Source organism: Selenomonas dianae (assembly GCF_030644225.1).
Classification (GTDB): domain Bacteria; phylum Bacillota; class Negativicutes; order Selenomonadales; family Selenomonadaceae; genus Centipeda; species Centipeda dianae.
Window position 1 is genome coordinate 464,135 of record NZ_CP128650.1, and the last position, 22,650, is coordinate 486,784.

General features: G+C 58.7%; 25 protein-coding genes. 18 read left to right on the plus strand and 7 right to left on the minus strand.

Features of this window, described 5'->3' with window-relative positions; all coding sequences use genetic code 11:
- Positions 1–24 precede the first annotated feature (24 nt).
- The 3 genes from QU667_RS02295 to fumC form a co-directional block, all read right to left on the minus strand.
- Positions 25–600 (minus strand): hypothetical protein, encoded by a 576-nt coding sequence (locus QU667_RS02295; RefSeq protein WP_425541861.1) that lies wholly within the window; start codon positions 598–600, stop codon positions 25–27.
- 43 nt (positions 601–643) lie between these two features.
- Positions 644–2,008, minus strand: coding sequence for an FAD-dependent oxidoreductase (locus QU667_RS02300; RefSeq protein ID WP_304987727.1), 1,365 nt, complete (start codon positions 2,006–2,008; stop codon positions 644–646).
- Positions 2,009–2,171: 163 nt separating this feature from the next.
- Positions 2,172–3,536: a class II fumarate hydratase gene (gene fumC, locus QU667_RS02305; RefSeq protein WP_304987728.1), complete on the minus strand. Its 1,365-nt coding sequence runs from the start codon at positions 3,534–3,536 to the stop codon at positions 2,172–2,174.
- A 144-nt stretch (positions 3,537–3,680) separates the two neighbouring features.
- Here fumC and QU667_RS02310 point away from each other — a divergent pair, with 144 nt between their 5' ends.
- Positions 3,681–3,806 (plus strand): secretion protein HlyD, encoded by a 126-nt coding sequence (locus tag QU667_RS02310; RefSeq protein ID WP_071985983.1) that lies wholly within the window; start codon positions 3,681–3,683, stop codon positions 3,804–3,806.
- On the opposite strand, the gene QU667_RS02315 is transcribed toward QU667_RS02310, so the two are convergent.
- The 3 genes from QU667_RS02315 to QU667_RS02325 form a co-directional block, all read right to left on the minus strand.
- Complete coding sequence (locus tag QU667_RS02315; protein WP_304987729.1) at positions 3,792–4,271, minus strand: Gx transporter family protein; 480 nt, start codon at positions 4,269–4,271, stop codon at positions 3,792–3,794. The two genes, QU667_RS02310 and QU667_RS02315, sit on opposite strands and share 15 nt — an antisense overlap.
- A gap of 1 nt (position 4,272) precedes the next feature.
- Complete coding sequence (locus QU667_RS02320; RefSeq protein WP_304987730.1) at positions 4,273–4,611, minus strand: NusG domain II-containing protein; 339 nt, start codon at positions 4,609–4,611, stop codon at positions 4,273–4,275.
- A gap of 437 nt (positions 4,612–5,048) precedes the next feature.
- Positions 5,049–5,498 (minus strand): hypothetical protein, encoded by a 450-nt coding sequence (locus QU667_RS02325; RefSeq protein ID WP_425541873.1) that lies wholly within the window; start codon positions 5,496–5,498, stop codon positions 5,049–5,051.
- A 126-nt stretch (positions 5,499–5,624) separates the two neighbouring features.
- Between QU667_RS02325 and QU667_RS02330 the strand changes: the two genes are divergently transcribed.
- From QU667_RS02330 to QU667_RS02365, 8 genes are all read left to right on the plus strand, one after another.
- Positions 5,625–6,518, plus strand: a complete 894-nt coding sequence (locus QU667_RS02330) for a Cof-type HAD-IIB family hydrolase (protein WP_304987732.1) — start codon at positions 5,625–5,627, stop codon at positions 6,516–6,518.
- Positions 6,463–7,257 (plus strand): HAD family hydrolase, encoded by a 795-nt coding sequence (locus QU667_RS02335; RefSeq protein ID WP_304987733.1) that lies wholly within the window; start codon positions 6,463–6,465, stop codon positions 7,255–7,257. Before QU667_RS02330 ends, QU667_RS02335 begins: the two co-directional genes overlap by 56 nt.
- 9 nt (positions 7,258–7,266) lie before the next feature.
- Positions 7,267–8,178, plus strand: a complete 912-nt coding sequence (gene rapZ / locus QU667_RS02340; RefSeq protein WP_304987734.1) for an RNase adapter RapZ — start codon at positions 7,267–7,269, stop codon at positions 8,176–8,178.
- 3 nt (positions 8,179–8,181) lie between these two features.
- Positions 8,182–9,477, plus strand: coding sequence for a gluconeogenesis morphogenetic factor MgfK (mgfK, locus tag QU667_RS02345; protein WP_304987735.1), 1,296 nt, complete (start codon positions 8,182–8,184; stop codon positions 9,475–9,477).
- 1 nt (position 9,478) lies between these two features.
- The gene (whiA, locus tag QU667_RS02350; protein WP_304987736.1) at positions 9,479–10,399 is read left to right on the plus strand and encodes a DNA-binding protein WhiA; all 921 of its coding nucleotides are present in this window, start codon (positions 9,479–9,481) and stop codon (positions 10,397–10,399) included.
- Positions 10,400–10,403: 4 nt separating this feature from the next.
- Entirely contained in the window at positions 10,404–11,267 is an 864-nt protein-coding gene (locus QU667_RS02355; RefSeq protein ID WP_304987737.1) for a polysaccharide deacetylase family protein, read from the plus strand.
- Between the two features lie 27 nt (positions 11,268–11,294).
- The gene (locus QU667_RS02360; RefSeq protein ID WP_304987738.1) at positions 11,295–12,524 is read left to right on the plus strand and encodes a copper amine oxidase; all 1,230 of its coding nucleotides are present in this window, start codon (positions 11,295–11,297) and stop codon (positions 12,522–12,524) included.
- Positions 12,525–12,644: 120 nt separating this feature from the next.
- A complete protein-coding gene (locus QU667_RS02365) occupies positions 12,645–13,169 on the plus strand; it encodes a methyl-accepting chemotaxis protein (protein ID WP_304987739.1) in 525 nt (174 codons plus the stop codon).
- 51 nt (positions 13,170–13,220) lie between these two features.
- Here the strand turns inward: QU667_RS02365 and QU667_RS02370 are convergent, their stop codons facing one another.
- The gene (locus QU667_RS02370; protein WP_304988383.1) at positions 13,221–13,676 is read right to left on the minus strand and encodes a nitrous oxide-stimulated promoter family protein; all 456 of its coding nucleotides are present in this window, start codon (positions 13,674–13,676) and stop codon (positions 13,221–13,223) included.
- Between the two features lie 150 nt (positions 13,677–13,826).
- Between QU667_RS02370 and QU667_RS02375 the strand changes: the two genes are divergently transcribed.
- The 9 genes from QU667_RS02375 (at position 13,827) to QU667_RS02415 (ending at position 22,631) form a co-directional block, all read left to right on the plus strand.
- On the plus strand, positions 13,827–15,077 hold the full coding sequence (locus QU667_RS02375; protein ID WP_304987740.1) for a sensor histidine kinase: 1,251 nt from the start codon (positions 13,827–13,829) through the stop codon (positions 15,075–15,077).
- A complete protein-coding gene (locus QU667_RS02380) occupies positions 15,074–16,525 on the plus strand; it encodes an aminotransferase class I/II-fold pyridoxal phosphate-dependent enzyme (RefSeq protein WP_304987741.1) in 1,452 nt (483 codons plus the stop codon). The genes QU667_RS02375 and QU667_RS02380 overlap by 4 nt, the downstream gene beginning before the upstream one ends.
- Before the next feature lies 1 nt (position 16,526).
- The gene (locus tag QU667_RS02385) at positions 16,527–17,198 is read left to right on the plus strand and encodes a dTMP kinase (protein WP_304987742.1); all 672 of its coding nucleotides are present in this window, start codon (positions 16,527–16,529) and stop codon (positions 17,196–17,198) included.
- The gene (gene rnmV, locus QU667_RS02390) at positions 17,195–17,731 is read left to right on the plus strand and encodes a ribonuclease M5 (protein WP_304987743.1); all 537 of its coding nucleotides are present in this window, start codon (positions 17,195–17,197) and stop codon (positions 17,729–17,731) included. Before QU667_RS02385 ends, rnmV begins: the two co-directional genes overlap by 4 nt.
- Positions 17,731–18,609, plus strand: a complete 879-nt coding sequence (gene rsmA, locus QU667_RS02395; RefSeq protein ID WP_304987744.1) for a 16S rRNA (adenine(1518)-N(6)/adenine(1519)-N(6))-dimethyltransferase RsmA — start codon at positions 17,731–17,733, stop codon at positions 18,607–18,609. Before rnmV ends, rsmA begins: the two co-directional genes overlap by 1 nt.
- A gap of 2 nt (positions 18,610–18,611) precedes the next feature.
- Positions 18,612–19,391, plus strand: a complete 780-nt coding sequence (locus tag QU667_RS02400; RefSeq protein WP_304987745.1) for a histidinol-phosphatase HisJ family protein — start codon at positions 18,612–18,614, stop codon at positions 19,389–19,391.
- Between the two features lie 101 nt (positions 19,392–19,492).
- The gene (locus QU667_RS02405) at positions 19,493–20,434 is read left to right on the plus strand and encodes an AEC family transporter (RefSeq protein WP_304987746.1); all 942 of its coding nucleotides are present in this window, start codon (positions 19,493–19,495) and stop codon (positions 20,432–20,434) included.
- Between the two features lie 74 nt (positions 20,435–20,508).
- Complete coding sequence (locus QU667_RS02410) at positions 20,509–21,267, plus strand: polysaccharide biosynthesis/export family protein (RefSeq protein ID WP_304987747.1); 759 nt, start codon at positions 20,509–20,511, stop codon at positions 21,265–21,267.
- Between the two features lie 17 nt (positions 21,268–21,284).
- Positions 21,285–22,631 (plus strand): GumC family protein, encoded by a 1,347-nt coding sequence (locus QU667_RS02415; RefSeq protein ID WP_304987748.1) that lies wholly within the window; start codon positions 21,285–21,287, stop codon positions 22,629–22,631.
- Positions 22,632–22,650: the final 19 nt, after the last annotated feature.

Genomic DNA, 22,650 nt, shown 5'->3' on the forward strand with positions numbered 1-22,650 from the left:
GTCCAAGTCCTCTTTTTGCTGTGTCTATGTTCTGTTTTCGGCAAAGGCATCGTCCGCCCAGTTCAGCAGGGCGTCCTCGATGCCCGCCTCATGTTCGTTCACCGACTGCCCCTCGGAGGTGATATAGAGACTGCGTCCATCCGCATAGGCGATGCGGATGTTGTAGGCGGGATTCGTCACCGTCTCCGCGCGTGCGCCGTAGTCGTTCTCGGCGGCGAGGTTTTGTTCGGCGATGTGTGCGCGGAGGCTCGCCTCCAGTGCGGGTGTCCACGGGACATAATGCTCGCGGATGTCCAATGTGCGCCCGTTTGTGAACTCCTTGGCGACAAATTCCGCGAGGCATGGGATGAGCGCGTTCGGATCGAGTTCCTGTTCTGCGATTTCCTCCGCCGAGAGCGCGTCCTTGGCAAGACCGTCAATCCGCCAGATCATGCGCATGAGTGTGCCGTCTGCGACAGGGTGGCGGAACTCCATCATCAGCTGCTGAATTTCGGTGTGCTCGGACGGGGTGGTTCCAGTCGGATGTATGGGGGCTGCCTCGGGTGCAGCTTCGGCTACCGCGCCGAGGAAGAGCAGCGGGACGAATAGGACGGCGAACATATACCGTACCGTTTTATGCGCGAATGTCATCGTCGTTTCCCTTTCAGCTGAACAGATCGTTGAGTGCCTCGGTCATGGTCGGGTGGGTGTAGATGGCAGAGCCGAGCACGGCGGCAGTGATGCCGTGGTCGATTGCCATTTTCATGAGGTTGATCATCTCCTGCGACTCGGGACAGAAGAAATGAGCACCGAGGATGGTGTCTGTCTTTGCATCCACAACCGCCTTGAGAATGCCGGCGGGCTTCTTGTAGACCTGTGCCTTTGGGATGGCGGCGACCTCCAGGCGGAGGATGCGTACGTCAAAGCCTGCCGCCTCCGCCTGTGCCTCCGTCATGCCGACGCGCGAGAGCGGCGGATCGAGAAAGACGGAGTAGGGGACGGCTCCGCGATTTGCTGTTGTGCGCGTTCCGCTGCCCGCGAGCTGATCCTTTACAATGCGGAAATCGTCGAGGGAGATGTAGGTGAACTGCAGGCCGCCCGCGACATCGCCCATCGCCCATATGTGCGGTATGTTCGTGCGCAGGTGCTCGTCAACGGCGACCGCGCCGCGCTCCGTCACAGCAATGCCCGCCGCTGCAAGGTTCAGCCCTTCGATGTTCGGACGGCGGCCCGTTGCAATGAGGATGGCGTTCGCTGCGAGCCGCTTCTCCCCGTCCGCCGTCTGCACGACGACGTTCGCACCGCCGGCACTGTCCTCGATGCGCTGTACCTTCGTCCCCATTAGGATATGGATGCCGCGATTATTTGTATGCTGTAGGACGCGTGCGGCGATCTCCGCGTCTTCACGCGGGATGAAGGCATCGCCGTCCTGCACGACGGCGACGGACGAGCCGAAGTTGGCGTAGTATGACGCAAACTCCAGCCCGATGTAGCCGCCGCCGATGATGACGAGCTTTTCGGGCAGCTCGTCCAGCTCCATCATCGTCTCGCTCGTGTAGACGTGCGTGCTCTCTGCCACACCCTCGATTGATGGGATGAAGGGCAGTGCACCCGTATTGATGAAAATGCGCTCCGCCGTGACGGTCTGCTCTCCGTCCGCGCCGACAATGCGTACGGTATGCGCATCGACAAACGATGCCTCCCCGTCAATGACGACAGCACCCGCACCCGTCACCTTGGCGTAGTTCTTTTCACGCAGCATCGCTGTGAGGCGGCGTTTCTCTGCAATCGCCACACGATAGCGCTCCGCCTTTGCCGCGAAGTCGCCGCCCGCCGTTGCCGAGAGCCGCGCACTGTACTCCAGCGATTTCGATGGGATGCAGGCGACGTTGATGCAGGTGCCGCCGTAGCGTTCTTTTGACCGCTCGACGAGGGCGACCGTCTCGCCCTTCTTCGCGAGAAAGCCCGCGAGCGTCTTGCCCGCCTTGCCAAAGCCGATGATGAGGTTTTGATAGGATGTGTTCTGCATGGTATGCTCCATTTCTGTTGAAACCTGTTTTATGGATGTTATTATAACATTTTTTGACAATGGAAAGAAATATTTTCAATCCGGGCTTTTTAGCAGTTTAAGAGAACTATAAAGGACTGCCGCTTTTTGCAGCAGTCCTTTATAGTATGAGTGAACGTCGGCTTTACACCATCTGTTCGGGATGGAATACCTCGTCGAATTTCTCGGCGGTGAGGAAGCCGAGGGCGACGCACGCCTCCTTGAGGCTGATGTTCTCGTCGAATGCCTTGTGTGCGGTCTTTGCCGCATTCTCGTAGCCGATGTACGGGTTCAGAGCCGTGACGAGCATCAGCGAGCGATGGAGGTTCTCGTGCATCTTCTCACGGTTCGCCGTGATGCCCGTGACGCAGCGGTCGTTGAACGAGCGGAGGGAGTCGGTGAGGAGGCGTGCGGACTGGAGGAAGTCGTAGATCATGACGGGCATGAACACGTTCAGTTCGAAGTTGCCCTGTGAGGCGGCAATGCCGATGGCGGCATCGTTGCCCATGACCTGTACGGCAACCATCGTGACGGATTCGCACTGGGTCGGGTTGACCTTGCCCGGCATGATGGAGCTGCCCGGCTCGTTCGCGGGGATTGTGATTTCGCCGAGACCGCAGCGCGGACCTGCGGCGAGCCAGCGGATGTCATTCGCGATCTTCATCATGTTTGCGGCGAGCCCCTTGAGACCGCCGTGTGCAAAGACGATCGCATCCTTGCTCGTGAGCGCGTGGAACTTGTTCGGGGCGGTGACGAAGCTTTTGCCCGTCAGCTCGCTTGCCGCCTGTGCGACGGCGACATCAAAGCCTTTCGGCGTGTTGAGTCCCGTGCCGACAGCAGTGCCGCCGAGGGCGAGCTCGTGGAGGAAGGGCAGCGCCGCCTGCAGCTGCTTCTTCGACTGCTCAAGCATCGCGAGCCAGCCGCTGATTTCCTGCGAAAACGAGATGGGGACGGCATCCTGCAGGTGGGTGCGCCCCGTCTTGACGATGCCCTCGTTCTCCTTCATTAGGCGGCGGAAGGTATCGGCGAGGAGGTCGATGCTCGGAAAGAGCCCGTCCTCAATGGCAATGACCGCTGCGATGTGCATCGCCGTCGGGAACGTGTCGTTCGAGCTCTGCGACATATTGGAGTGATCGTTCGGGTGCAGGATCTTCTCTCCCGCGATTTCGTTGCCGCGGTTCGCGATCACCTCGTTGACGTTCATGTTCGACTGCGTTCCGCTGCCCGTTTGCCAGACCGCGAGGGGGAAGTGCTCTGCGAGCTTGCCGGCGATGATCTCATCGCATGCTGCCTTGATGGCATTCATCCGCTTTTCGTCGAGCTTGCCGAGTTTGTTGTTTGCAATCGCGGCGGATTTCTTCAGAATGCCGAACGCGTGGATGATCTCGGCGGGCATCTTCTCAATGCCGATGGGGAAGTTCTCGAAGCTGCGCTCCGTCTGTGCCGCCCAGTACTTGTCCGCCGGAACTTTGACCTCACCGAGGGAATCGTGTTCGATACGATACTCCATTTGGATTGTCCTCCTTAAATTGACATAGAAGAAAGAAAAATCAGCTAATAGAAGTATAGCATAAAAACATGAAATTGAGAATATTTATCGTAAATTTTCTGTAAAGGAATCGCTGATAAAATGAAGTCCGTCAGATTGGCGTAGATTTTTCGTCCGAACAAGGAGGCAAACCGGACGCATAGCCAAAGCTATGTGGAGGATTTGCCGACACAGTGCGGGCAAAAAAGATGCGTCAAGATGGCGCGGCTGAATTTATCAGTGCTTCCGTAAAATTGTCTGTGCAGCGATGCCGATGCCGATGCCCGTCAGAATACCGACGAAGCCGAGTACGGGAGCGTAGGAAAAGAGGGCGGAGGTCTGCATGACGGCGGCGGCAACGAGGAGCTGCGCCATGTTGTGCAGGAATCCGCCCGCTGCACTGATGCCGACGATGGACAGCTGCGTGTATTTTTTCAGCAGCACCATCGCGGCAAAACTCGCCGCACCACCTGCGAGACTGTAGAGCATGGGCGCGATACCTCCACCGAAGAACGAGGAGAGGAGGATGCGCACCGTGAGCATCAGTGCAGCGTCGCGCGTCGGCAGGAGATGAAGTGCGATGAGTGTGACGATGGCGGCGAGCCCGAGCTTTGCGCCGGGGACGGGCAGCGGCAGAGGGAGGAATCCCTCAAGTACAAAGAGGATGAGGGAGAGCGCGGTAAGCAGCGCAATGCGCGTCATGCGGTGTATCGTCATATCACTTTACTTCGATCAGGAGTTTGTGCGGCAGACAGGCGATCACATCGCCTTTTTTTGATGCCTTGCCCGTCTTGACGCAGACGAGGTCGGGGCAGTCCGCATCGACGACGGCAATGCTTTCATCCTCGATGCGGATCGTGTTCGCCCCGTGCTCATTCGCAATGACGATGTTCTCCGTACCCGTGTGTCCCGTGAGCGGGATGTCGTAGAGCTGCACATTGTTCTGTGTGATAACGGCATGACGCACGTCACTGTCCGTGTGTGTGAAAAAAAATATGGCACCGATCCCACAGAGGAGGAGCAGTGCGCCGATGAGGACGAAGTCGTTTTTCTTCATTGATGTTTCCTTTACCTATGTGATATAATCCCCTTGCCACGGCTCTCATCCGGTCAATCAGGCACGGGAGGGAGGTTGGTGACGTGCACATCTCTGATTTGTTGCTTTCGCTGCTCATCAGTGTTGTCGGGAGTGTTCTTGGCGCACTGATTGTGCAGAGGCTGAGGAGGTAGAAGCAGCCTCCGCTGTGGCATCAGCCGGGTGCGTCTCATCAGCGCACAAAAAAGCCTCGGGGTCATCACTCCCCGAGGCTTTTCTATTTGGTTGGCGCATGCGCACCTCTGATTCATGATCATTATAGCATTGATAGAAAAGCATTTCAAGTGTATATGGGAATTTCGCCATAGCGGAAATGGGAGTGAGATCAAGAATGCGGTGACTGGAAAAATTTCGGTGGAGGTGTTACAATGTCTCAAGCAGAGATGCATATGCATCGGTCAGATGCCTTTCCCGAGTTCGCGCTGCCAGTAGGCAAGGTCGGGTTCGCTGAGCGGCAGATCGATGGTCTGACCGTTGTCGTAGTAGAAGCGGACGCGGATGCCCGTCGCCTTGCGGACGGCGGGAAGGCTCGCACGCGGGAGCTCGACGAAGAATTTGTTTTCGTTCTTGTAGGGGTTGTCGGCATCGGGGACGGGATGCGGCGTATATTTGACTGCCGCCTTCATCTCCCATGCGGCGCCGTCCGTGTAGAGAACGACATCGGGCAGGAGCTTCGCCTCGTCAAAGCGGTAGTCCCACAGCGCGAGGGTTGCCCCCTCAAGTCGTCCCTCGCCCGTGTAGGATGCCTGAAAGTCGATGCGCGCATACGCGGAGAGGCTGCGTGCCGTGCGATGGTCGATCCGGTAGGTGTAGGAGAGCCCGAAGATGCCCGTGAGGATGAGGAGCATACCGATGAGGATGAGAAAGTTGCGGAATACGTTTTGCAAGATGCCCCTCCTTTCGATCGTGTTTTCCGGGCTATTATAACATAGGGGAATGGGATTTGTCAGCATTTTGGGAAACAGGGGGATCATATGGCGATCAAATTATTCGTATCGGATTTGGACGGGACGATGCTGCCGGATGGGAATGTGGTTTCGGCGGAGAATATCGCCGCTGTGCGCTGCGCGGTGGAGGCGGGCGTTACGGTGACAATCGCGACGGGGCGCATGTTCGAGGCGACGCTGCCCGTTGCCGAGGCACTTGGCGTGGATGTGCCGATCATCTCGTACAATGGTGGGCTGATTAAAAGTCCGAGCGGACGCGTCTACGAGGAGCACACGGTCGATCCTGCGCTCGCGCACGACATCATCGCGTTCTGCAAGGCGCGCGGTTGGTACATCCAGAGCTACAGCGGCGGTGTGCTGCGCTATGTGGAGGCGTGCGATGAGTCCCGCTTTTACGAGAACTCTCAGAAGCTCGCGGGGAAGGCGGTCGGATGGGACGGGCTGTTTGTGCATACGGCGGGCAACTGTAAGCTGCTCCTTATAACGACGGAGGGGGAGTCCGCTGAGGAGCGTGTGGCGGCGGTGCGTACGGCATTTGGTACGCAGGTGGATGTGATGCGTTCGGCGGAGCGCCTGATTGAGGTTGTGCCGAAGGGAATCTCGAAGGCATCGGCACTGCGCTCCCTCGCGGCAAAGCTCGGCATCGCAATCGAGGAGACGATGGCAATCGGCGATGCGTACAACGATCTGCCGATGCTGCAGGCGGCGGGCAGGAGCATCGCGATGGGCAACGCGTTCCCCGCGGTGAAAGAGGTGACGGACTACGAGACGCTGACCTGTGAGGAGAACGGGCTTGCGGCAGCGATCTATCACTATGTGCTCGGCATGGGGGCGGATGCGCCCGTGCCGATGAAGGGGGAACGGAATGGCGATCAAACTCATTGCGCTCGATCTGGACGGGACGCTTCTGACTTCGGATAAGAAGATCACAACGCGCACGAAGGACATCATCGCGCGTGCGATGGCACGTGGCGTCACGGTGACGATTGCGACGGGGCGTATGCTGCGCTCGGCGCTGTACTTCGCCCGCCTTCTCGCCTCGGATGCGCCCGTGATCTGCTGCAACGGCGGCTATGTCGGGACAGCGGAGGAAGAGCCTGTCTTTGCCCGCTATTTCGACCCTGCATTGACCGCCGAGTTTCTGACGTTTGCGTACGAGCGCGGCTGGTACGTGAACTGGTACAGAGGATCGGACATCTATGCGCCGGAGTACCGCGCAGAGTATTTTACCGCCTACCGTACGACGGCAAATTTTCAGGTACACGAGGTCGGCGGCAACTACCTGCGCTATACGGAGAACGTGCCGCAGTTCGTCCTGCGTGAACTGACAAACGGGGTGGAATCCTATGTGCGTGAGGTGCGGGAGCACTTCGCCGGTCAGCTTGTCCCGCAGCAGAATACGGGGACGAGCGTTGACATCAATCCGCCCGGCATCAACAAGGCGGTCGGCGTGCGGGCGCTCGCGGACGCGATGGGGCTCACCCTCGATGAGGTGATGGTGGCGGGAGATGCGGACAATGACTTTGAGATGCTGGAGATGGGAGCGTTCTCTGTCGTTCCCGAGAACGGGCTTCCGGAGGCAAAGGAGCGCGCCCGCTATGTGACGGCATCGAACGATGCGAACGGGATCGCGCTCGCGATCGAGAAATTTGTACTGTGAGGTGACACTATGGCTGATGTGAAACGGTCGGCGGAGAAGTTCCGCCCCGTGATTGTGACGGGGCTCTCGGGCGGCGGCAAGTCGCTTGCCGCACGCTATATGGAGGATCTGGGGTATTTCTGTGTGGATAATCTGCCGCCGGTCTTTATCCCGAAGTTCATTGACCTCTGCCGTGAGACCCACGGGCAGATCAGCCGCGCGGCGATTGTGGTGGACACGCGCAGCCGCGAGTTCTTCGATGATTTCGTACGGATTCTCGGGGAACTGGATGCGGGAAATGCCTCCTACGAGCTGCTTTTCATCGAGGCATCCGACGATGTCATCATCCGTCGCTACAAGGAGACGCGCCGTCCGCACCCGCTTGCACCCGACGCACGCATCTCGGAGGGGGTGACGCGCGAACGCCGGCAGCTTGCCCCTGTGCGTGCGCGTGCCTCGCAGCTGATCGACACCTCGCACCTGCGCAAGGCGGAGCTGCGCGACATCATCCGACAGCACTACGACACGCCGGGCGGGGATGCGGAGATGAACGTCAACATCCTCTCATTCGGGTTCAAGTACGGCATTCCGCTGGATGCCGATCTCGTCTTTGACGTGCGTTTTCTGCCGAATCCGTTCTATGTGGATGCCCTGCGCAGCAAGAGCGGAACGGTGCCGCAGGTTGCGTCCTACATTGAGTCGTATGACGTGACACAGAAATTCGAGCAGTACCTCGACGGTCTGATCGACTTCCTCCTGCCGCAGTATGTAAAGGAGGGCAAAAGTCAGCTCGTCATCGCCATTGGGTGTACGGGCGGGATGCACCGCAGCGTATTCATCGCAAAGCATCTCTATGACCGCATCAGGGGCGGCTATGAGGCACATCTGGAGCACCGCGACCTCATGAAAAACGAGGTGCAGGAACACGTGAGTGAGGGATAGCGGATGCATCTCATGAAATGGCTCTATCCCGGCATGGGGTTCAAGCGATGGCTCTTTGTCTTTGCCGTCGGAACGCTCTGTGTCGGGCTTGGCGTAGCACTTATTTTCAATTACAAATACATTGACAGCATCGAGGAGGCTATTTTTCGCTTCGTCTATACATGGCAGGGCAGCTATGACTACGGCTTTACCGTGATTGCGGGCGTTGCGGTCGCACTTCTCGGCAGCGGGCTGATGCTCGTGGCGACGCGGCACATCATCCGATCCGTCATCACGGCGCTCATGCCCGAGGGGACATCGGCACGCCTCGTGGATCTCGTCTATGAAAAGACACGCCTCAGCCGCGGCCCCGCCGTCACTGTGATCGGCGGCGGACATGGGCTTTCCGTTCTCCTGCGCGGCATCAAGGAACTGACGAGCAATGTGACGGCGGTGGTGACCGTTGCGGACGACGGCGGTTCGTCGGGACGGTTGCGTGCGGAGCTCGGCATCATCCCGCCGGGCGATCTGCGCAACTGTCTTGTGGCACTCGCCGATACCGAGCCGCTGATGGAAAAGCTCTTCCAGTACCGCTTCGAGGGGCAGAGCAACCTCGCGGGACACAGTTTCGGAAACCTCTTTCTTGCGGCGATGGCGGAGGTTACGGGCGATATGGAGACGGCGCTACGCGAGTCCTCGAAGGTACTCGCCGTCAAGGGACGCGTGCTCCCCGCCTCGAAGCAGTCCGTCCGGCTTGATGCGATTCTTGAGGATGGTACGGTGGTCGAGGGCGAGTCGCGCATCCCGGAGGCGGCGGGGCGCATCCGCCGCGTACGTCTTTATCCGCAGGACGTTGTGCCTGTGCCGTCCGCATTGGAGGCGATCCGTACGGCGGACGCGATCATCCTGGGTCCCGGCAGTCTCTACACGAGCATCATGCCGAACCTTCTCGTGAATGGCGTCGCGGAGGAGCTTCGGCGAAGCCGCGCCCTCAAGATTTACATCTGTAATGTGATGACACAGCCCGGCGAAACGGACGGCTATACCGCCGCCATGCACGCAGAGGCGATCATCAAACACGCGGGTCGCGGGGCAATCGACTTTATGCTCGTCAACAATGCACCGATCTCGGACAAACTTCGTGCAAAGTATGCCGCAGAGGGGGTTGCCCCTGTCGTGGTGGACGAGGAGTCCATCAACGCACTCGGCATTGGTTTCGTCGCGGCGGACATCATCAACCAGACCGATGCGGTGCGTCACGATCCGGACAAACTCAGCCGCAACATCATGCGCATGATTTACGATTTTCGGGTGCGATGAGATGTCCTCGTTTGCCTCGGATGTGAAAAATGCGCTCTCGCGTACGGACACGGAGCGCGATTGCTGCCGGACGGCGGAGCTCGCGGCACTCCTGCGTATGGGGGCGTCCATGGTTACGGACGGTGAACATGGCATGGGCCTGCGGTTCGAGACAGCGAGTGCGGCAGTTGCGCGCCGCGTGATCCGTCTCCTGCGTGCGATGGACGCATCGCTTGCAACTTCGGTCGCGATGGAGCGCACGCCGCAGCTGCGCCGCCGTACCTACATCGTCAACATCGCTGCGGGGGAGGGAGTTGCGCCGCTCCTCACGCGTCTCGGTCTGCTCGCGGGCGGTGCGCCTGTGGGGACAGATCCGACACTCCTGCGGAAAAAGTGCTGCCGTGCGGCGTATCTGCGCGGGGCGTTCCTCAGCGGCGGGAGTGTCAACCGCCCCGAGGCAAGCTGTCATCTGGAGATCACGGCAAAACGTCCGGAGCAGGGGCGCGCCCTCCATACTCTCCTGCGCCGTCTGCACTTCCCCGTCGGTCTGACCGACCGACGGGATACCTATGTCGTCTATCTCAAGGAGGGGGATGCGGTCATGGATTTCCTCGCGCTCATCGGCGCGGAGGAGGCGGCGGAGAAGATCGAGGTCGCACGCAACCTCAAGGAGGTGCGCGCACAGGTGAACCGCATCGTTAACGTGGAAACGGCAAATCTCCAACGCGCCGTGGATGCGGCGGCAAATCAGCTGGCGGCGATCGAGCGCCTTCGGGCGGCGGGGCGGCTTGCCACGCTGCCTGCTGATCTGCGTGAAACGGCGCAGATGCGTTGCGCCCATCCGGAGATCAGCATGGCGGAGCTTGCCGCGCTTTGCCACATCAGCAAGTCGGGTATGAGTCATCGTTTGAAGAAGATCTGCAGGGTTGCAGAGGAGGTATAGAGATTTGATCAGAGGAATTGCACGGCGGCTCTCAAAGGGGCTGCCGCTGCCCATACTCCTGTCGGCGGCAGTTGCCGGATGGATTTTGACGGCGGAGCCGTCTGCAGGGTTTCCCATCTTGGAATATCACATGGTGAAGGAGGATGCGCCGCCGGAGGAGCACCGCTACGTTGTGCCGCCCGCCGATTTTGCACAGCAGTTGGACTACCTCGCGGAGGAGGGGTACACGACCATCACGCCGCAGGACTATGCACGCGCGCGCAAGGGCAAGCAGCAGCTCCCCGACAAGCCGATCATCCTCTCGTTTGACGACGGCTACGAGGACAATCGGCGCGTTGTTTTGCCCATGCTCGAAGAGCGCGGCATGAAAGCTGTGTTCTACATGGTGACGAACGCCATTGGAAAACCGGGCTATCTCACATGGGAGGATCTGTTTGATCTGGAGCACAGCGGCATGGAGATCGGCAGCCACACGGCGAACCATCTGCCGCTCACGACGCTCACGCGCGACGAGCAGCGCGACGAGCTGCGTCTTTCCAAGCTCCTCATGGAGTGGCGCGGGATGAAGACCATCTACAGCTTCTCCTATCCGAACGGCGCCTATGATGACGCTGTTGTCGCCATGCTCGCCGAGGAGGACTATCTGACGGCGGTGACAGGGGAGGCGGGGCTGAACACGCTCACAACGAATCCATATCTCCTGCACCGCGTCAATATCCCGCCGCCGCACTTCGGCATCACAGAGTTTCGGTTGCGCCTCCTCAAGGCGGATCTTGCCGCACGGTTGGAAACACGCCTCGCGCAGCTGCCCGAGGGGGTACAGGAGGGAATCGCGCAGCTGCGGGCAAAGCTGCACACCATTGGATAAAATCGAAGGGAATGTAAGCGAACATATATGAAAATGGGATTCTTTCAGAAAATAGCGGCTGCAGCGCTCACACTCATCTGTGCGGCAGGACATACGTATGCGGCAAAGCATGACGGCGGCACAACGATTGTGCGGGAACGCGGCGCGGCGCAGGCAGATATACGCACCCGTGTGGCAAACATCCTCCGTGCGGAAGAACCGCCGAAAAACCGCATCTTTTCACATGGGACATCACAGCTTATGCGCCGCTGGGAGGTGGAGTCCTACGACACGGGCGGTACGCTGCTCTTCTCGGACAGCCCGGAGTACGTCAAGGAGACGGGCATTCTCTACCGCGATACCGTGGTGGGGGATGCTCGTGTTCTTTACTACCACTTGAACGATACGGCGCAGCCGAAGAAGGTCGCCGTCGTGCTTGAGACGGCGGCGGATCTCGCTGCCGTTACGGTGACGCGCGGGGCGGCAGGTGCGCCAAGTACGGACTATCTGCATGTCGGCAAGGAGACGCAGCTCGGCTATTTTGACACGCGCGAGATGAACGAGCGCATCTATGTGACGAAGGAGCGTCCGCGTCTCCTCGTGCCCGCGATGAGCGAAACGGTGCTCCTGCCGGGACAGCTGGTGTACGGGGTCTATGATTTTCACGCGAATGCCCCCGTGCGCGTCTCGGTCATCATGTACGGGGCGGATGTCGATCCCTTTGCGTTCCTGCGCATTGCCCATGTCCTGCCGCGTGACGAGATTGCCCTGCGCGGGACGTTCCGCGGGATGAACCGCGTCGTTACGTCACAGAAAGTCTATCGTCCCGACGTGGACGGCGCGGTTTACTTCCCCATCGGTGACAACATTCATGACACCTACCGGCGTGGTGTCGATGCGACGGATGGAACACCCGTCGTGAACTACGGCAACTACGGCATCCTCTACCATCTGTCTATCCCGACGGCAGGACGTGGGAACACACGGTATTTCCTGAGCCCGCTGGGCGGTGTTTATGCGGGTGCCGTGCGTGCGGAGAGCGGGGGGCGCCGGATGCTCATTCAGACACCTGCGGTGCGCCCCTACTTTGGCGATCAGACGCCGCCGGAGACGCCGAACGTCGTACAGGCGCGTACAGAGGGGATGCTGCTGCTGACTCCGTACACGGAGCTTGCCGATCTCGGGACGTATGCGGGGACGCAGCCGGTGTCATTCGAGTATTCGCCGCCCGGGGCCTCCAATCTGCCGGTGAACATCATTCTTATGCCGGAGAAGTGATTTCGATGGGATAAAATTTTCATCGAAAGAAGGGTTTTTTCCCGAGGCGTTGAATAGGAAATATAGCGAACAGCACATACGAAATTATTCACACCCGGATGGATCAGGGAGGAAGAAAACATGGCAGAAGACACAAAGATTGACCACGAGCGGCTGCTCTCGGCGATTGAGCAGATTGCAACTTCGACGCAGACGGTCTACGAGGCGATCGAGCAGGTTGCAAAGAGCGCGACGGAGCTTGCCAGCGCAGGACAGGAGTCCGTCAAGCAGGCGAAGTTTCTCCAGGAGCGCAACGCCGACACGATCAAGGTCATCGACTTCATCACGAACATCGCGGGGCAGACGAATCTGCTCGGGCTGAACGCTGCGATTGAGGCGGCGCGTGCAGGTGAGCAGGGACGCGGGTTCGCTGTTGTCGCAGAGGAGGTGCGCAAGCTCGCCGAGCAGTCGCGTGAGGCGACGGAGCGCATTCAGGTGACGCTGAACGAGATGAACCGCGCCGTTGAGGACATCTCGAAGTCCATTGAGACGACCGGCTCCATCAGCAAGGAACAGGCGGCATCGACCGAGGAGATCACGGCGAACCTCTCGCGCGTGACGCGTGCAGCGGATGAGCTCAAGGACTATGTCAAGAGTCTCGCATAAATTTGCACATGAAAAAACCTCCCGTTTCATACGAGAGGTTTTTTTGTGTCGTCACTTCTTTTTCTCTTTGTTCTTTGCGCGCGCCTTTGCCGCTTTTTCCTTCGCCTTTGTCTTGTCGCTGACCTTTTTTTCCTGTTGGTACTTCGCGTAGTCGACCCCCATGCTCGCCAGCTTGTGCTTGATCGTCATGATCGGGTGGCGCAGGAACATGCCGCGCTGCGTACTGTTCATGATGGTGAGGAACTCCTGTGTCGCCTTCGGACCGAAGCACGGACGGTCGCATCGGTCACAGATGGGCTTTGTGATGCCGTAGGGGCAGCGATCCATCTTGGTAAAGACAGTTGCGAGGAGCGCCGTGCAGGAGGGGCAGAGCTTGCCCTCCTTCGGGCTGTGGTGCTTCTTGCAGTATATGCCGAAGGTCTTGCGGATGTTCTCTTTCTCCTTCGGGATGTTGTTCTTGACCTCGGGCGGTTTGCGCTTCGGCAGGAAGCGTGAGAAGATGCTCATTGCGTTCACCTGTGCTTTCGTCTTATCTGTGTAGGACTGTATTACTCTCCATTTGGTCATTTTACCGATTTTTTTCGGAAAATGCAAGTCTGCGTGACTTTTGCCCTGAAATGGGGTACAATGAGCATGGATACAATGCAGGAGGACAGGATGCGGACAGTAGAGAGACGGCGGCGGAGCGACAGGCAGATGGACGAACAGATCATTGAGGGGTTCGAGGAGGGGCAGCTGCGCAGGCTGCTGACCAATACAATTGATACGATCGAGGACAACAAGACGCAGATCTTTGACATCTATCAGAATACACGCGTGGAGGTGGACGATGCGCGTGATCGTCTGGCAGAGTTGAAGAAGAAGGTCATGGAAACAATCGACCGTGTAGATGCGCTTGAGGCAGAGGAGCAGAAGGCGCGGCAGCGGCTCGCGGAGGTGAGCCGCAACTTCATGGAGCACACGGAGGATGAGATCCGTTCCAGCTATGAGGCGGTATCCATCATCCAGATCAACCTCGCGATCGAGCGCGAGAAGGAGCAGACGATGCGCGTGGAGCGCGACAAGCTGGAGATCCGTCTGCGCTATCTCTACAATGTTGTGGCACGCGCGGAGCATATGGCGCTCTCCATCGGCTCGGTACTCAGCTATCTCAGTACACAGGTCAGCGGCGTACTCTGGAAGATCGAGGCGGTACAGAAGGACAAGTTCGTCGGTGCGCGCATCATCAAGGCGACCGAGGAGGAACGCTACCGCATCTCACGCGAGATCCACGATGGACCTGCGCAGGATCTGGCAAATGTACTCTTTATGACGACGATCACCGAGCGGCTGATGGATACGGATATGGCGGAGGCAAAGCATACGCTTGTGGATCTGCGCGGCGAGATCCGTAAATGTCTGACGAGTGTGCGGCAGATCATCTTTGATATGCGGCCGATGGCTCTGGATGATCTGGGGCTTCCGCAGGCGGTGGAGCAGCTCATCCGTCTGTTTGGTGAGCGCGGGAAGCTGCGTGGGACGTTCAGCCTTGAGGGGACGCATTATGCGCTGCCGAAACACGTGGAAATTGCAATTTTCCGCATTGTGCAGGAAGCGTTGAACAATGTCGTCCAACATGCCAAGACGGACAAGGTGCGCGTGCGTATGCACTATACGGCACAGGCTCTGACGGTGCTCATTGCGGACGACGGCGTCGGATTCGATACGAACCGTGTGCCGGAGGAAAAGGAGGAGCCGGATGCACTCGATATGGAAACGCAGCGTCGTCTGCGCGGGCGGCACTTCGGTGTGATCGGCATGGAGGAGCGCGCGAAGATCATCGGCGCGGCGATCCAGATCCTCTCCGAGCCGGGCAAGGGGACGAAGGTGCATCTGCGCGTGCAGAATCGCATGATGGAGGGGGATTGAACGCGCCGCTCGCCGAGGCTCTGCTCCGCTATGCGGGGCTGGGCGTGCTGCCCTGCCACACGCCGGGACACAAGGGCGGGCGCGGGGCGTATCCTCTGCTCTACCGCTTCTTTACGGAGGAGGGGCTGCGTGCGGATGTCTCGCTCTCATCGGAGCTCGACGATCTCCATGCGCCGACGGGCTGTATCCGCGCGGCGGAGGAACGGGCGGCGGAGGCGTACGGCGCGGATGCGGCGTTTTTCATGGTGAATGGGACGACGGGAGCGGTTCACACAATGCTGCTCGCTGCGCTTGCACCGGGGGATGTGATCCTTGTGCCGCGCAATGTACATCGCTCGGTTGTGGGGGCGATGGTTCTTACGGGGGTACGTCCCGTCTATATGCAGCCGGAGATCGACACACGGCTCGGGATTGCGATGGGGGTGTCACTGCGTACCGTGGAACGTGCCGTGTGCGAGCACACCGAGGCACGCGCTGCGCTCCTCGTCTATCCGACGTACTACGGCGTCGCGGCGGAGTTGGCGGCAATCGCGGCTTTCCTCCATGCACAGGGGAAACTCCTCCTCGTGGATGCGGCGCACGGGGCGCACTTTGCGTTTTCCGATGAACTGCCGCCGTCGGCGATGGCGGCGGGGGCGGATCTCTCGGCAGAGAGCACACACAAGCTGCTCGGCTCGCTGACACAGACCTCAATGCTGCTCGCACGCGGCGGATGTGTGCCAACAGCGCGGATACGTGCGGCATCGGGCATCCTTCAGTCGACCAGCCCAAACGAGATCCTGCTCGCCTCGCTCGATCTCGCGCGTGCGCAGATGGCGGCGGAGGGGCGGGAACGCCTCTCCGCCGCCATCTGTGCGGCAGAGGAACTGCGGGCGAGGATCAACGAGATCGAAGGGCTCTGGGCGTTCGGTGCAGAGTACATGGGTGCGGACGGGATGGCGGCACTCGATCCGCTGAAGATTACGGTGCAGGTGACGGGACTCGGGCTTTCGGGCTTTGCGGCGGAGGAGGAACTGCGACGGCGTAACATCGCGTGCGAGCTTGCCGACGCGCGGAATGTGCTCCTGCTTCTCTCCTATGCGGACGGGGAGCGGGAGACGGCGCGGATTTTGGCGGCATTGCGGGGGATGGCAGAAGAAAATGCGCCGATGTGCATTTCGCGCGGGGCGGCTACGTTTCTCACACTGCCTCCGATTCCGGAGACGGCACTCGCGCCGCGCGATGCGTATTTTGCACGCAGCGAGCATGTCAATCTCGGGGCGGCTGAGGGACGGGTCGCAGCGGAAACGATCGTGTTCTACCCGCCGGGGATTCCCGTGCTCGCACCGGGCGATGTGATCGACGGCGCGACGCTCGCGTATCTGCGTGCGATGAAGGCGGTCGGGGCGCGTGTTGTCGGGGCGGCGGATGCGTCGCTCGGAACACTCATGGTGATTGCGAAAGGCTGATATGGCAAACGGAAAACTCTTTATCATCGAGGCGGGGGACGGCTCGGGCAAGGAGACGCAGGCACGGCTTCTCGCGGAGCGGCTTGTGCGCGAGGGGCATCGTGTTGTGCCTGTCACATTTCCCGACTACGCGGCGGACTCCTCCATGCTCGTGCGGATGTATCTGCGCGGGGACTTCGGCGCACGTGTGGACGATGTGAATGCCTACGCGGCATCGACATTCTTTGCCGTTGACCGTTACGCTTCCTACCGCATGAAGTGGGGGCGGGACTATGAGGCGGGGGCAGTTATCCTTGCTGACCGCTACACCACGTCGAACATGGTGCATCAGGCGGTGAAGCTCACGGATGCGGTGGAACGCGACGCCTATCTCGACTGGCTCTATGATCTTGAGTTCCGCAAGATGGGGCTGCCCGTGCCCGATGCCGTGTTCTTCCTCGATATGGAGCCGCGTGCGGCGGAGCGGCTGATCGCCCTGCGTGCGAAGGAGCAGGGAAGCACGCCCGACATCCACGAGCGTGATGCCGCCTATCTCGCACGCGCCCACGATGCCTACGTCCTTCTCGCGCAGCGATACGGCTGGGTGCGGATTCCGTCAAGTATGGATGGAGAGCCGCTGCCGATTGCGGAGATCCATGAGAAACTGTATGGGGAAGTTGTGAAACGGCTGTGATTAAAGAAGTCATCATTGTCGAGGGGAAGATGGATGTGCGGGCGGTACGGCGGGCAGTCGAAGCAGACTGCATCATCACGGACGGCTTTCGCCTGCGCAGTGCGGCGATCAAGAACATCCGCGCCGCGTACGAGAAGCGCGGCATCATCATCCTCACCGATCCCGATACCGTGGGGGAGCGCATTCGGGCACGGTTGACGGAGCTGTTCCCACATGCGCGCCACGCCTTTGTTCCCGTTGAGGATGCGACGAATCTCGGCGATGGCGACATCGGCATCGAGCAGGCAAGCCCTGCCGCGATCCGCGCCGCGCTGGAAAAGGTGCGGACACCGATGGATACTCCCGCAGAGATTTTCTCAATGGCGGATATGATGGCGCACGGGCTGACGGGCACGGAGGATGCTGCCGCACGGCGTGCACGCCTCGGACGCTCCCTTGGGCTCGGATTTGCCAATGCGAAGACATTTCTCCGTCGTCTGAACACCTACGGGATTACCCGCGAGGAATTTATATCCGCAATAGAGGAGTTATGATGAACGCAAGTATTCCCGTCATTGCCGATCCGAAGGTCACGCGCCACATCCTGAACGCCTTTCACCTGCGTGCAAGCAAGCGTCTCGGGCAAAACTTTCTCGTGGACAGGGGCGTGGTGCAGGGCATTGTTGATGCGGCGGAACTCTCGCCCGCCGATACCGTGCTTGAGATCGGACCCGGCATCGGGACGCTGACGCAGGGGCTTGCCGAGACGGGGGCACGCGTTGTCGCCGTCGAGCTGGACAAGAAGCTGCCCGCCGTACTCGCCGAGACGCTGAAGGGCTATGACAATGTAACGATTGTGCCAGGCGACATCCTGAAGCTGAATATCATGGAAACACTCGGATTTCGTGCGGGGGAGCGATTCAAGGTCGTTGCGAATCTGCCCTACTACATCACAACGCCGATCATCATGACACTGCTTGAGCAGAGACTGCCAATTGAGCGTCTGGTGACAATGGTGCAAAAGGAAGTCGCTGTCCGTATGACGGCGCGTCCCGGCTCGAAGGACTACGGAGCACTCTCCGTCGCTGTGCAGTATTTCACCGTGCCGCGCATGGTGATGGATGTGCCGCCGCGCTCCTTCCTGCCTGCGCCCGAGGTGACGAGTGCCGTCATCGCCTGTCATGTGCAGGATGTGCCGACGGTTCAGCCCGCCGACGAAAAGCTCTTCTTCCGTCTCGTCCGTGCTGCGTTCGGTCAGCGGCGCAAGACCCTGCTCAACGCGCTCACGGGGGCAGGTCTTTCAAAGGAGATGAGCCGCGCGGGGCTTCTGGCGGCGAGCATCGCGGAGAATATGCGCGGCGAGCAGCTCTCGCTTGCGGATTTTGCGCGGCTGTCCGATGCGGTCGGCTCGTTGGAGCGGCAGGAGGAATAACGATGTACTTTGACAGCCATATCCACACGGAGTTCTCTGCCGACTCGGAGATGAAGGCGCAGGATGCTCTGCGTGAGGCGGGGCGGCAGGGGCTTGGGCTCGTCTTTACCGAGCATCTCGACTATGACTATGTCGTGGACGGCGTGGAGGAGTTCACCTTTGACCCCGAAGCGTATTGGGCGGCATATGAGCCGCTGCGTGCGGGCGGAAAGCTCTCGCTCGGTGTCGAGATGGGGATGATGGCGAGTGCACGCGAAAAAAATGCCGCATTCCTGCGGCGTGTTCCGTTTGACCAAGTGATCGGTTCGATTCACTTTTTGGAGTACAAGGATCTTTACTACCCCGAGACGTTCGAGGGGCGCGAGAAACGGGAGATGTATCACGAATACTTCACTGTCATGCGCGATGAGATCTATGCGCATCCGTTCATCAACACGCTCGCACATATTGACTTCATCGCACGCAACGCGCCGTTCGACAATCCCGAGCTTTCGTACGGTGAATTTAGTGAGGATATTGATGCAGTTCTGCGTGCCCTCGTTGAGACGGACACCGCCATCGAGATCAACACGCGCCGCCTCGGCACACCGCGCGGCATCAAGGAACTTGCCCCCATCTACCGACGCTACCGCGAACTCGGTGGAAGCTGTGTCACCATCGGCTCGGATGCACACGTCCCCGAGGGAGTCGGTCAGCGTTATGACCGTGCACGCGAACTCGCCCGTGCTTTTGATCTCACCATCGTCACATTTCGTGAACAGCAGATGCGGATCTGTGAATAAAATACAACGAATTTACCGACTTTCGTGCAAGTGCTTTTATGCGTTGCCTCTCCTCCTCTTTCCTGCTATAATACAGAAGAATGGGTGGGGAGGCTTTTTTTGTGCTCAGCAATTTTTTTGTCGCGCTCGGCGGCGTCGTTCCCCTCTTTTGTCTGATGGCGGTCGGCGTGTTTGTGAAGCGTTCGCGTCTTCTCAGTGAGGAAGAACTTCGGCATATGAACCGCATGGTGTTCCGGGTGTTCTTTTTCTTCATGATGTTCTACAACATCTACGTCTCCGATCCGGGGACGGCGTTCCAGCCGGGGCTCATGCTCTTTGGTGCGGGCGGTGTGCTGCTCACAGCACTTGTCTTTACGGGCATTGTCTGCCGCATTGAGCCGGACAATGCGCGGCGTGGTCCGATGATCCAGGCGGCCTTTCGCGGCAATTACGTCCTCATGGGCATCCCGCTCGTCAGCAATATCTTCGGTGATGCGGCGATTGCGATTCCGACCATGATGATCGCTGCCATCGTTCCGCTCTACAATGTACTCGGCGTACTCGTGCTTGAGACCTTTCGCGGCGGACGATTTGACCTCCTGCCGACCCTGCGCAGCGTACTTATGAATCCCATGATCCTAGGGGCGATTACGGGGGCACTGTGCCGTCTCGTAGAGCTGCCGATTCCTGCGCCTGTGCTGAAGCCCGTCGCGCAGATTGCGGCGGCGACTACGCCCGTTGCGCTCATCATCCTCGGTGCATCCTTTCACGGTGGGAGCTATCACGCACATCTGCGCCAGCTCATCTTTTCGGTCGCCTCGCGGCTCATCATTGTGCCTGCCATCGTGCTTTCGCTTGCGATCATGCTGGGCTTTCGCGGTGTCGAGCTCGTGACACTCATCGCCGTGTTCGCCACGCCCTGTGCCGTCGCCGGCTTTGCCATGGCGCAGCAGATGCAGGCGGATGCGGAACTTGCGGGCAACTGCGTCGTCTACAGCAGCGCACTTGCGTGCTTCACCATTTTTGGATGGGTGTTCCTCTTAAAGACAATGGCTTTCTTTTGAACGGTGTATAACTTGACAGGAACTTTGGCTTTTGTATAATTTGGATGAACTTATAAAAAAGGAGTCAGACATTCATGATAGGGAAGAAAAGTTTCGCGGCTGTCGGTGTATGTGCGCTGATCGGGTGCGCAGGGCTGCCGGATATGCCCGCATACGCTGCAGGCAATACGCCTGTCTGCACAGAGGCGGCGAGCGATATGCCGACACATGTGGTCGAGGGCGGCGATTTCAAGGTCGCGACGCTCAAGCCCGACCGTCTGCTTGAGACCTACCGTCTGACCAAATACGATGTGATCGACGTTCAGGTCATCGGACTCCCGGGCGGTGCCGGCATGAGCGATGTTATGATCGGTCCGGACGGCTATGCCCAGCTGCCCTACGTCGGCTCGGTGAAACTCGCAGGAATGACCCTTGACGAGGCGAAGCAAGTCCTCATCGAGCGTATGAGCGAATATCTGCGCGTTCCGGATCTGTCACTCCTGATGAAGGCCTACGGTCCGCGCAAGGTCTATGTCATGGGGGAGGTTGGCACACCGGGCATCCATAATCTCGGGGTCGATAATCTCAACGTTTATGCTGCGATCGCCTCTGCCGGCGGTGTGACACGACGCGGACGCAGTACACAGGTTCAAGTGCTCCGCGTCGTAGGTGATACCATGTACTATAAGCAGCTCAATATCAAGAATTACATTAAGAAACATGACCTCACACAGAACGTCGTCTTGCAGGATGGTGACATCGTCTACGTGCCGCGCTCGAATGGCATCAAGTTTGACGAAGATGTTTTGCCGTATATCAACGTGTGGACGATGTATAAGGCTGTGACGAACTAAGTGGGAGAGTGAAGAATATGGAACGAAATGAGGACTCAATCGACCTCTCGCACCTTTTTCGGGTGATGGGACAGCACAAGCCTGTCGTTTTTAGCATTGTCGGTATTTGTACCATCGTCGCTTTCGTGATTTCCCTGCTTCTGCCGAAGCAGTATGAGTCCACGACCCTTGTTCAGACACGAAGTGCGACAAAGGTTGACATTTCAGGAGCTGCCGCTGCTATGGCTGCACTTGGAGTAGGTGGAGGGAATGTTTCCTCGCCAACAATGAATTACATTGAGTTGATGAAAACGCGCACCGTACTTGATCCAATCATTGATTCGCTTGATTTTGAAGAGGATCAGAAACCTGATGCGAAGAAGTTTGTAAAGGGGTATCTTGATATCCGCAATACAAAGGGAACAAACCTGATTGAGGTTGCCGCACGCGGAAAAAGCCCTGAGGAAGCGCAGTACATCTCACAGGCGGTCGTCGACAATTTCCTTCTCATGCAGACTGATATGAACCAGCAGACGCAGTCTCTGCTCATGAAGTTCCTCGATGATCGCATTGGAACCGCCAAGCATGAGGCTGAGGATGCGGAAGCGAAGCTGGCACAGTTCAGTCGCGAGCACAAACTCTACAGTCCTGATGATCAAGCGAAGGCGGCAATTGAGCAGATGGCGGCGTACGATAAGGCAATCGGCGAAGTCGAGGTGGCGGCGAAGACGGCGCAAGCATCTCTTGATGCGGCGAACGAGAAGCTTGGTGAACAAAAATCTGCAAGCAAGGCGTATAGTATCTCGGACAATTCAACCGTGCAGAAGATTCGCGATCAGATTGTTGCAAAGCGTGTTCAGATTGTCGGCCTTGAACAGAACTATACGGATCTTCACCCCAGCGTTCAACAGGCACGCAAGGAACTTGAGCAGTTGCAGAACAGTCTCAATGCCGAGGTCATTGCAAGTGTTGAATCCAATGCGACCACGCTGAATCCGACACAATCGCAACTTCTTAGCAACCGTGCGCTTGCTGCGGTCAACCTTGCTGTTGCAACGGCAAGTGAGAGCGCTCTGAAAAAGCAGCAGGCGAAGAAGGAAGAGGAGCTTGGTACATTTCCGGATGATGTCATGGAGTATATGCGTCTCAGCCGTGACTCGAAGATCAAGAATGAAGTTTATCTGAATCTTGTTAAGCAATATGAACAGAACAAGATTCAGGCGGCGATGGAGAGTATGGACATCCAGATCATCGATGCGGCAAATTTGCCCGATATCGAGAAGCCTGTTGCCCCGCGTAAGAAGCTGATTACTGCAATCGGCTTAGTGGTAGGTGTCCTTCTTGCGATGGGGTACAGTTTGCTTGCTTATCGTCGCGAAGCATAATACAAAAAGGAGGGGAGCA

Excerpts from the sequence above, each read along its gene's own strand:
- QU667_RS02295 (WP_425541861.1), bottom strand. The coding sequence starts at position 600 with ATGTTCGCCGTCCTATTCGTCCCGCTGCTCTTCCTCGGCGCGGTAGCC.
- QU667_RS02300 (WP_304987727.1), bottom strand. The coding sequence starts at position 2,008 with ATGCAGAACACATCCTATCAAAACCTCATCATCGGCTTTGGCAAGGCG.
- fumC (WP_304987728.1), bottom strand. The coding sequence starts at position 3,536 with ATGGAGTATCGTATCGAACACGATTCCCTCGGTGAGGTCAAAGTTCCG.
- QU667_RS02315 (WP_304987729.1), bottom strand. The coding sequence starts at position 4,271 with ATGACGATACACCGCATGACGCGCATTGCGCTGCTTACCGCGCTCTCC.
- QU667_RS02320 (WP_304987730.1), bottom strand. The coding sequence starts at position 4,611 with ATGAAGAAAAACGACTTCGTCCTCATCGGCGCACTGCTCCTCCTCTGT.
- QU667_RS02325 (WP_425541873.1), bottom strand. The coding sequence starts at position 5,498 with ATGCTCCTCATCCTCACGGGCATCTTCGGGCTCTCCTACACCTACCGG.
- QU667_RS02330 (WP_304987732.1), top strand. The coding sequence starts at position 5,625 with ATGGCGATCAAATTATTCGTATCGGATTTGGACGGGACGATGCTGCCG.
- QU667_RS02335 (WP_304987733.1), top strand. The coding sequence starts at position 6,463 with ATGGCGATCAAACTCATTGCGCTCGATCTGGACGGGACGCTTCTGACT.
- rapZ (WP_304987734.1), top strand. The coding sequence starts at position 7,267 with ATGGCTGATGTGAAACGGTCGGCGGAGAAGTTCCGCCCCGTGATTGTG.
- mgfK (WP_304987735.1), top strand. The coding sequence starts at position 8,182 with ATGCATCTCATGAAATGGCTCTATCCCGGCATGGGGTTCAAGCGATGG.
- whiA (WP_304987736.1), top strand. The coding sequence starts at position 9,479 with ATGTCCTCGTTTGCCTCGGATGTGAAAAATGCGCTCTCGCGTACGGAC.
- QU667_RS02360 (WP_304987738.1), top strand. The coding sequence starts at position 11,295 with ATGAAAATGGGATTCTTTCAGAAAATAGCGGCTGCAGCGCTCACACTC.
- QU667_RS02365 (WP_304987739.1), top strand. The coding sequence starts at position 12,645 with ATGGCAGAAGACACAAAGATTGACCACGAGCGGCTGCTCTCGGCGATT.
- QU667_RS02370 (WP_304988383.1), bottom strand. The coding sequence starts at position 13,676 with ATGAGCATCTTCTCACGCTTCCTGCCGAAGCGCAAACCGCCCGAGGTC.
- QU667_RS02375 (WP_304987740.1), top strand. The coding sequence starts at position 13,827 with ATGCGGACAGTAGAGAGACGGCGGCGGAGCGACAGGCAGATGGACGAA.
- QU667_RS02385 (WP_304987742.1), top strand. The coding sequence starts at position 16,527 with ATGGCAAACGGAAAACTCTTTATCATCGAGGCGGGGGACGGCTCGGGC.
- rsmA (WP_304987744.1), top strand. The coding sequence starts at position 17,731 with ATGAACGCAAGTATTCCCGTCATTGCCGATCCGAAGGTCACGCGCCAC.
- QU667_RS02400 (WP_304987745.1), top strand. The coding sequence starts at position 18,612 with ATGTACTTTGACAGCCATATCCACACGGAGTTCTCTGCCGACTCGGAG.
- QU667_RS02410 (WP_304987747.1), top strand. The coding sequence starts at position 20,509 with ATGATAGGGAAGAAAAGTTTCGCGGCTGTCGGTGTATGTGCGCTGATC.
- QU667_RS02415 (WP_304987748.1), top strand. The coding sequence starts at position 21,285 with ATGGAACGAAATGAGGACTCAATCGACCTCTCGCACCTTTTTCGGGTG.